The organism is Anabaena sp. UHCC 0253 (genome assembly GCF_009712085.1).
GTDB lineage: Bacteria > Cyanobacteriota > Cyanobacteriia > Cyanobacteriales > Nostocaceae > Dolichospermum.
On sequence record NZ_VILD01000003.1, the window covers coordinates 204,397 to 208,995 of the forward strand.

Sequence of the window (4,599 nt, forward strand, 5' to 3'; positions counted from 1 at the left end):
GTTCACTCCAAGCCCTCAACGCATTAAAATTTGAATCCAACAAGGATGAATTCAAAGTTACCTATCACGATAGCCTGAATATTAAGTCAATCGTGAATGGATTATCTTCTGAATTAGGTTTAGGACGTAATTTAGTAAAAGACCTCTTTGTCACCAATCCTAGTTTAGTCATTAAAAAAGGGAATGACGGTAAGCGGTTCTATGAATTCTCTGTTGATGAAATTTCTCCGGGTGAAGTCGTTGAGTTTCTCGCCAGTTTAGCTGGTACAGATTTACCAGATAGTATCGAATCAGAACTAAAGGAAATTGGCAACGTCAGTTTCACTTTATCCAAACAAGGAATATCTCTCTCCTATCTCAATGATGTAACATTAGATCTGAACGAGATTACTAGTACTGCTGGCATCGGATTTATTCAGGATGCTGTCAATGAAATTAGTTCTCAACTTCTAGGTGATGGTGACTCAACAAAAGAAGGTACTCAGCTTGTTTTATCACAACCTCAGCTAAAGGTTGTTAAGCAAAACGATACTAAAGAATTTAGTCTAGCTGCACTCCTCAATGGTCAAGAAATTGACCTTAACTTTAAAAAGGATGACATTAAGTTTAGTTACTCCCTTCCTAATGAGATAGATTTCGGTTCTATAGCACGTGGAATTCCTCTTCTGAGTGCGTTTAAATTAACAAACCCAGAACTAACTATTTCTGATGTATCTGAACAGATCAATCATCCTACCTTGGGACTAATTAATTTAACTCAAGGGTTTAACTTCACAGGAGATATCAACTTTGCTCAGGGGACGGATGTTTATTCTCGTTTTATTAGCGGTCAATTAGGCATAGACTCTCTAGGAGTTCATGTTGGACTGAACACCAGCACTGGCGCAACTTTAACAGGTATTATGGCTGGTGATGTTCCTCTCTTCTCCAGTGGAGATTTTAGTGCCACACTGACGAACGCTAAATTAAACCTAGCTGTAGATAGCAATATTTCTCCAAGCTTTGGTATTGCAGCAGGTATAAGTTTTACAGGTTACGATCCTTTCCAATCTGATGAACCGACTTTAGAATTGACAGGAGGACTAACTCTTGATCCAAAAGCACTAACAGGGTCGTTTTCACTTAATACCGATACTGCATGGGAAGAACCATTTAGTTTACCGGATACAACTGTTAGGAATTTAGTAGTCCAGTTGGGTGGGACTTATCTAACACCGTATATTGATAATATTGGCTTCTTAGGAGATTTCCAGTTTGGTAACTTCAATCTAAAGGGTGGTTTCTTACTAGATACGAACGATCCAAGCAAAATTGGTTTGGAATTAACGGCAAATGAGAAAGTCAGTTTGGTTGACCTGATTGTCGGACCAGTTGGTTCTTTTGTGGTGAAACAAGGTGCTAAAGAATTAACTATTGTCAAGGACGCGCTGGAGTTTTTGAATAAAATTATTGATGTCAGCGTTGTATCTATTGATGGACCCGATGAAGATACAATCATCGATCCACTGATCAAATTTGTGCCAGTTGAGACAAAAAATTGGTAACACAATCTTCACTCAAGGAATTGGTATTAATGGACAGGTGGAAGCTTGGAAAAAAACAGCCGATCTCAATATCAACGCCAATCCATACGCAGCGAATCCTACCTTAACAGGGTCTTTGAAACTTTCTGAGATTGATTTGGGATTTTTGCAGCTTTCAGGTGCTAACGATCCGAACTTAGATTTAGCACTGGAAGTATCTTCGGAAAAGCAATTCTTAAGTGGTGACGGAAAGCTGGTGGTTTTTGGCAAGGAAGTTGCCTCAACTGAGTTTGAAATCACTTCAAGCAGTATCACCATTAAAAAATTCAATGTTGATATCGGACTTGTAGGGTTATATATTAACAATCTTTCAGTCATCACTAATAAAACTAATCCACTTGAAAGTAGGGCTAGTGGATCGGGTAGAGTGACTTTACTCGGTCAGGAGGTTGCATCAGCTAGTGTTGATATCACTCCAATCAGTGTCAAGATCAACAATTTGAATTTCAACTTCTTTGAACTCTTAAAGTTAGATATTCCCTCTCTTTCAGCCATCATTGATAAATCTAATCTGGCTAATAGTGCAATAACAGGATCGGCTACGGTCAAGGTATTAGGTTATTCGCTTGCAGATGCAAAGATGGATATCAATTCCACTCAGCTTAAAGTTACAGGAAATCTTGACTTATTCAGTGTCCTGAAAATAGAGAATGCAATAATTTCGGTCACCTCTTCTAAATTAGAGATTGGCGGTACAACAAAAATCCTTGGGCAAGAAATTGCAAATGCCCGTATTACTGCCGTACAGGGTAAATTTGAAATAGTTGGAAATCTTGACTTATTCGGTTTCCTGGAGATAGAGAATGCAACCATTTCGGTCACCTCTGATGGTTTAAACATTGGCGGTACAACAAAAATCTTTGGGCAACAAATTGCAAATGCCAGTATCACTGCCGATAGTAATGGACTCACCGTTAGAGGAAATCTTGACTTATTCGGTGTCCTAAGCATAGAGAACGCCGAGATTTCGGTCACCTCTTCTGGTGATTTAAAAATTGGCGGTACAACAAAAATCTTTGGGCAAGAAATTGCAAATGCCAGTATCTCTGCCGATAGTAATGGACTCACCGTTAGAGGAAATCTTGACTTATTCGGTGTCCTAAGCATAGAGAACGCCGAGATTTCAATTTCAACCAACGATTCAAGAATAAAAATAGGAGGTTATGCAAAATTCCTGGGTCAAGGGATAGGTGCTAGCATTGAGATAGTGGATGGCCAGCTCAAGGTTACAGGTAGTTTAGGAGTCTCTATCCCTATCCTTGGCTCTTTTACAGCAGGACTTACGATTACCTCAGATGGCACATTTGGTGGTTCACTCTTGGATATCTTATATGAGGTTGGGGGGGTTTCTGGCGACATTAATATAAACCTGGGTTATGTGACCAATATCCCAAGTTTGTTTGCAGATTTGTTCGCTAATGTCTTCGATGGCTTGGTGGAATTTTTTGGAGATATCGTCAATGATATTGGTGGAATAGTAAAGGACGTTTATGATTGGATTCGTGGAGGTAGTAACGATGGTGATGATGGAAATGACGAACTCCATGGTATAAATGGCAATGGCAATGACTATATGCGTGGTCACAGAGGCAATGACAGGCTCTATGGTAGTGGAGGCGATGACAGCCTCTATGGCGGACCCAATGAGGACAAACTTTATGGTGAAGATGGAAATGACTACCTCTATGGTGAAGATGGGTATGACGACCTTTATGGTGGACCGGGAAATGACCAACTCTATGGTGGCAATCATGAGGACAGACTCTATGGTGAAGATGGAAATGACTATTTAAGAGGTGAAGATGGACATGACGAACTCTATGGCGGCAATGGTGATGACAACCTCTATGGCGACAATAATGAGGACAGACTCTTTGGTGAAAATGGAAATGACTATTTAGAAGGTGGAAATGGATATGACCAACTCTATGGCGGCAATGGTGATGACACACTCAAAGGTGGCAATGATGAGGACAGACTCTTTGGTGAAGATGGAAATGACTATTTAGAAGGTGAAGATGGAGATGACTATTTAGATGGTGGATTAGGTAATGACACCCTATACGGTGGCGAAGGCAATGACTTTCTCTACGGCGATCCGGAAGCCGATTCGAGGGAGGAGTTTGTGGAGGAAGAATTTTTTGAGAAGTCTCGTTCGCCTTTCGACGACGGAGAAGAAAAAGAACAGAATAATTACATTTCTGATAAAACTTCACTAGGATATCGGGTAGTAGTAGAAGAAGCATATGATGGATTCAGAGCAGGAAACAAAGTAAAGGTATATAAAACCGTCGATATCGTGTCCCGAAAGGGTGATGATAAGCTTTATGGAGGGTCGGGCAATGACTTTCTCTACGGCGGATATGGTAATGATTTTCTTGATGGTGGAGTAGGCGACGACACTCTCTACGGCAGTGATGGCAATGATACCCTCAAAGGTGACGATGGGAATGACTTACTTAATGGTGAGGAAGGCAATGATATCATCTATACAGGCTGGGGCAATGACACTATTCACGGAGGCTCTGGTCACGATATCTTAGTTTTGCCAGGCATTGAGAGTGACTATACGTTTACCAACAGTGCGGCAGGATGGAAAATTACCAGCAAGTACATTGAAAAAATTGCTACTGGAGTTGAGGAATTTCAGTATGAAGTTTTAGTGAGAAATGGCAGCAGTGGTAGCGACATTATCTATGGTGTCCCTATTAATGAGGTACTCAACGGTGAGGATGGCAATGATACCCTCATCGGTGGTGCTGGCAATGATACCCTCATCGGTGGTGCTGGTAACGACATTATCTACGGTCAGGATGGCAATGATACCCTCAACGGTGGTGCTGATAATGACTTCCTCATCGGTGGTGCTGGTAACGACTTCCTCAACGGTGATGCTGGTAACGACTTCCTCAACGGTGATGCTGGTAACGACTTCCTCAACGGTGGTGCTGGCAATGATACCCTCAACGGTGGTGCTGGCAATGATACCCTCAACGGTGGTCTTGGAACTGATACC

At 41.3% G+C, this 4,599-nt stretch carries 2 pseudogenes; both read left to right on the forward strand.

Annotation, left to right across the window (positions count from 1 at the left end):
• Window positions 1-1,544, forward strand: a pseudogene (locus FJR38_RS09240) (hypothetical protein); the annotation flags it as partial.
• Window positions 1,525-4,599: pseudogene (locus tag FJR38_RS09245) on the forward strand (calcium-binding protein); the annotation flags it as partial. The pseudogenes FJR38_RS09240 and FJR38_RS09245, both read left to right, overlap by 20 nt.